This is a genomic window from Bradyrhizobium sp., from assembly GCF_049512235.1.
In the GTDB taxonomy this organism is placed as follows: Bacteria; Pseudomonadota; Alphaproteobacteria; order Rhizobiales; family Xanthobacteraceae; genus Bradyrhizobium.
In genome coordinates this window covers 1-4955 of record NZ_JBEKXH010000476.1, presented here as the reverse complement: position 1 = coordinate 4955, position 4955 = coordinate 1, and the positions used below count along the sequence as shown (strand labels likewise).

3 protein-coding genes are annotated in these 4955 nt (G+C 63.5%); 2 read left to right on the top strand and 1 reads right to left on the bottom strand.

Going from position 1 to position 4955, the window contains the following annotated elements; all coding sequences use genetic code 11:
• Positions 1-1140, top strand: a 1140-nt coding sequence (locus ABSG20_RS29860; protein ID WP_423868056.1) for a penicillin-binding transpeptidase domain-containing protein, incomplete at its 5' end; no start/stop codon positions are given.
• Between the two features lie 96 nt (positions 1141-1236).
• A protein-coding gene (gene prfB, locus ABSG20_RS29855) for a peptide chain release factor 2 (RefSeq protein ID WP_423868055.1) occupies positions 1237-2368 on the top strand; the annotation gives its coding sequence in 2 pieces (ribosomal slippage) (positions 1237-1305 and positions 1307-2368; 1131 coding nt in all).
• A gap of 62 nt (positions 2369-2430) precedes the next feature.
• Here prfB and ABSG20_RS29850 read toward each other — a convergent pair.
• Complete coding sequence (locus ABSG20_RS29850) at positions 2431-4503, bottom strand: carbamoyltransferase C-terminal domain-containing protein (RefSeq protein WP_423868054.1); 2073 nt, start codon at positions 4501-4503, stop codon at positions 2431-2433.
• Between the last annotated feature and the right edge of the window lie 452 nt (positions 4504-4955).

Sequence of the window (4955 nt, the reverse complement as noted above, 5' to 3'; positions counted from 1 at the left end):
ATGGTGGTGATGGATCCCTGGACCGGCCGCGTGCTCGCCATGGTCGGCGGTTTCTCGTTCGACCAGAGCCAGTTCAACCGCGCCACCCAGGCCTACCGGCAGCCCGGATCTACCTTCAAGCCGATCGTGTATTCGTCCGCAATCGACAACGGCTATACGCCGTCGTCCGTCCTGGTTGATGCGCCGATCGAAATCGATCAGGGGCCGGGAGCCGGGATCTGGCGTCCGCAGAATTTTTCAGTTGGCCACTATCGAGGTCCCACAACCCTTCGTGAAGCCCTCAAATGGTCGCTCAACGATGTGACGGTGCGATTGGCGCAGGATATCGGCATGCCGCTGATCGGCGAATATGCCAAGCGCTTCGGAGTCTATGACGAGTTGCCGAACTATCTCTCCTATGCGATCGGTACCGGCGAGACCACCGTGATGCGGATGGTGACGGCCTATTCGATCTTCGCCAATGGCGGCCGGCGGGTGAAGGCGACGCTTATCGACCGCATCCAGGATCGCTATGGCCATACCATCTTCAGGCATGACGCGCGGGAATGCCGTGGCTGCGACGCCCCCGAGGGCTGGAAAAATCAGCCCGAGCCTCAGCTCGTGGATCGCCGCGAGCAGGTGCTGGATACCATGACGGCCTATCAGATCACCTCGATGATGGAAGGGGTGGTGCAGGGCGGCACCGCAACCGTGATGCGCGACGTGGGCAAGCCGATCGCCGGCAAGACCGGCACCACCAATGAAGCAAAGGACCTCTGGTTCATCGGCTTCTCGCCCGATCTCGTGGTCGGTCTCTATCTCGGCTACGACAAGCCCCGCAGCCTGGGCCGAGACGCCCAAGCCGGCCACACCGCCGCGCCGATTGCCCGAGATTTCATGAAGCTCGCGCTCGCCGACAAGCCGGCTACTCCGTTCCGCGTGCCTGTCGGTATCAAGATTGTCCAGGTCGATGCCAAGACCGGAATTCGGCCGGGTCCGGGCGACGGCGGCAAGACCATTCGGGAATTTTTCAAGCCGGGCACCGCGCCGCCGGACAATTACGCAATGATCGGCGTGGGCGATGCCGATGGCCGCTCGCTGGCGGTGTCTTCGGATGCCGACCGCACCATCCTGCGCCCGGGAACAGGGGGACTTTGGTAGCAGACCGCGATGCAAGCCGATTGCGCTTTGCCGCCGCCGCCGCTACATCCGGCCAACGGTTGGTAATCGCGGCCCTCGCCGCAGATCAGGGAGCCCATGCGCGCCGAAGTCGAACGTCTGGTGGAAGAGATCAAGCAGTCGGTCGGGCTGCTGAGGAGGCATCTTTGACGTCGATGCTTCGACCGCTCGCCTCGCGGAGCTGAACAAGCTCGCCGAGGACCCCAACCTCTGGAACGACCCCCAGAAGGCCCAGAAGGTGATGCAGGAGCGCACCTCGCTGGAGGACGCGCTCAATGGCATCGGCAAGGTCGAGCGCGAGCTCGAGGATAACGTCGGAATGATCGAACTCGGCGAGGCCGAGAACGATGCCGGCGTGGTGACCGAGGCCGAGGCCGCGCTGAAAGCGCTCAAGAAGGAGGTGGCGCGCCGCGAGCTGGAAGCGCTGCTGTCGGGCGAGGCTGACCGTTTTGATTCTTATCTCGAGGTCCATGCGGGTGCCGGCGGTACCGAAAGCCAGGACTGGGCCGAGATGCTGCTGCGCATGTACACGCGCTGGGCGGAAAAGCACGGCTTCAAGATCGAATATCTGGAAGAGACCCAAGGCGAAGAGGCCGGCATCAAATCCGCCACCATCCAGATCAGCGGCCACAATGCCTATGGCTGGCTCAAGACCGAAGGCGGCGTGCATCGGCTGGTGCGGATATCGCCGTTCGACTCCAATGCGCGCCGGCACACATCGTTCTCCAGCGTCGCCGTCTTTCCGGTGGTCGACGACAGCATCAAGATCGACATCAAGGAGTCCGACGTGCGAACCGACACCATGCGCTCGGGCGGCGCCGGCGGGCAGCACGTCAACAAGACCGAATCCGCGGTCCGGCTGACTCACATTCCGACCGGGGTCGCGGTGGTCTGCCAGGCCGGACGTTCGCAGCACAAGAACAAGGCGCAGGCCTGGGACATGCTGCGCGCGCGGCTTTATGAGATCGAATTGAAGAAGCGCGAGCAACAGGCCGCCGCCGACCAGGCCGCCAAGACCGATATCGGCTGGGGGCATCAGATCCGCTCCTACGTCCTGCAGCCCTACCAGATGGTAAAAGACCTGCGCACCGGCGTGCAGACCTCGGACACTTCAGGCGTACTCGACGGCGATCTCGACGAGTTCATGGCGGCGACGCTGGCGCAGCGGGCATTCGGCATCACGCCCGGCGCAGTCGAGGACGTGGATTGACCAATGCAGGTTGCCTCGACCGGTTCCAGGCCACGGCGTAACGAAGATGAGATGCCGTTATTTTAGCGGCTATTCCGCGTGGTTTTCCATTGCGAAAGCAATCCGGTAAACCTTCCGCTGTCGCGATCGCCCCCGTGCCATGCCGCGTACACCGCGCCGTCATCAGCCACCAGCAGCACCACATCAAGCCCCTTCGAGCGCCGCAGCGTTTCAATCGCCTGGGTTGGGGTCTGCGCGATCGGGCCGGCGACATTGAAAGAGGTGTTGACGGAGATCTCGACGCCGATGTGACGGCCGAGCGCCTTCAGATAGGCGTAGGTGAGGGGATCGTCCTGTTCCCGCACGATCTGGATGCGGCCGGTGCCGTCGGCATGGATCACGGCCGGAATCCTGGCGCGCGCGTGCGGCTTCGAGCGCGCCGTCAGCACCATATAATTGTAGGCGTTGTAATCGGCGTCCGAGGCGCCTTCGAGCAGATCGAAATATTCAAGCGCCGCTTCAAGCGTCGCCATCGGCGCCAGCGGGCGGATCGCTTCGCGGTACTTGACGCGCGCGTTGAGCCGCTCCCGCGTTCCGGGATCGCAGGGGTTCGCCAGAATCGAACGATGGCCCAGCGCGCGCGGTCCGGTTTCGGCCGAGCCTTGGTACAGCGCGATGACGCCCTTTTGCGCCACCATGAACGCCATCAGATCGGCAATGGCGTCGCGGCGATCTTGCGTCGAGATATCCCCGATCTGCTGCGAGGCGATATCGGGGGCTTCCAACGCGCTCGTGATGTCATCCCGTGACGCCGGGCAGCCGCAATAGAATGCATGGGTCAACGGAGCGCCGCGCGGGGCGCCGGCAAGACGCGCGAACAGCCAGGCGGCGCCGATGGGGACGCCGGGGTCGCCGGGCGTAGGCGGCACCCACAGATGCAGGCGGGCCCTTCGTCGTTGGGTCCTCGCGAACCACGTCTCGTCGAAATATTCCAATAGCCGCATGTTGCCGACCGCGTTCAATGCCACGCCGCCCGTGAGCACCACCCGGTTGGCGCCGGTCAGGCGCAACAGATGATCGACCACATGGATCATGGCATCCTCGAACACCAATTGCGTCGCAGCCGCCTTGTCGAGGCGCTCCCTCGTATCGGGGCGGTGATGGATGTCCTCGACCCGCAGCACCGCGTCGGGATTCCACAGCTGATCGGGTTTGATGGGTTCGCCGAGGATCTCGATCAGCGCGGCCTTGTAGGGATGATCGAACGGGTCGCAATACCAATTTGCAAGCGCGCGATTGAGGCGGACTTCGCCGTCGCCGCCGAAATGCAGCACCTCGCTCAGCCGCCTGTAATAGGGATTGCTGGCGCGGTTCATGTCGCCCCACGCGGCGGCGCCCATGTAACGGCCCTCGCTGGACAGCCAGGTCCAGCCGCCCTGGGTCGATGAAATCACGCTGTAGAAGGCACCCAGAGAATCGAACATGCTGTCGTTGCAATATAGCCGGCGCATCGTGCCGTTTTCAGTGACGTAGAGCGAGATCGACCCGCGGTCGCCGGTACCGTCGAGCACGGCGATGGCGACCGGCTCGTCGCTGTCGGCGAACGGCGAGGCCGCGAACGAAAACCACGCGTGATTGTCGTGATGCGGCATGCAGATCAGCGGCACACGCTCCGCAAGGCCGAGCTGTCGGCCGAGGATTTTAGGCGTGCGGGTCATTTGCTCGAGCCGGCGGCCGTCAAATCCGGCGGCTTCGGTGGTGCGCAGCAGTTTTAGGCTTTGCGGCGCTTCCTCCAGCACCGAGCGGGCGATCGTTCCGGCCAGATCCGGGTAATCCCAGCTGGTGAGCCAGGCGGCGATATCTTCGACGTCGCGCCCGATGCCGCGCAGCGTTGCTAACATCGCATCGATCGAGGCCCGCGGATATTCGGTCGTATGTTTGTTGCCGGAGAAGCGCTCTTCCTCGTTGTTGACGATCAGGCGCGGTCCGTTCGTCCTGGTCACCTCGACCAGGGCGACACCGGAGTTGTGGGTGCCGGGAGGTCCTAACCCTGCGAGATAAATCCGCTCGCCACGGTCAAGCTTGTCGCGGACCGTGGCGATCCGCGCATCGGCAAACTGTGAGCCGAGCTGATGAAAGCCTGCGGCTGCAAACAATCGCGCGCTGAGCCAGCGTGTGGCGCGAAATCCGGCCGCTCCAAGCCTCGGATGTCGCGGCCCAATTCGTCCGTTTGATGCCAAGCCTCGGGGCGCCTTGTCGGTGAAATCCAGCTGCTGCCCTGCATCAATCATAATTGGCGGCCGACAACAATGCTGGATGGTCGGCCGGAATAAGCCAGTGCTTGCATGGCGCGCCCTTGAGAAACGGCGCGTGTGAGCGATGCTTCCGGGCGATGAGCCCCGGAGCCCAGGATGCATTCTGTCACTCATAGTTGACGCACCGGCGAATGTCTCCTATAGTTTACAAATGATGGAAATCCGCGAAACTAGGATTTTCTCCGATTGGCTATCCGGTCTGCGGGATGCTCGGGCCAAGGCAGAGGTCGCCCGTCGGTTGCGCCGCTTGGCGCTCGGCAATCCTGGCGACGAAAAGCCGGTGGCGAGGGTGT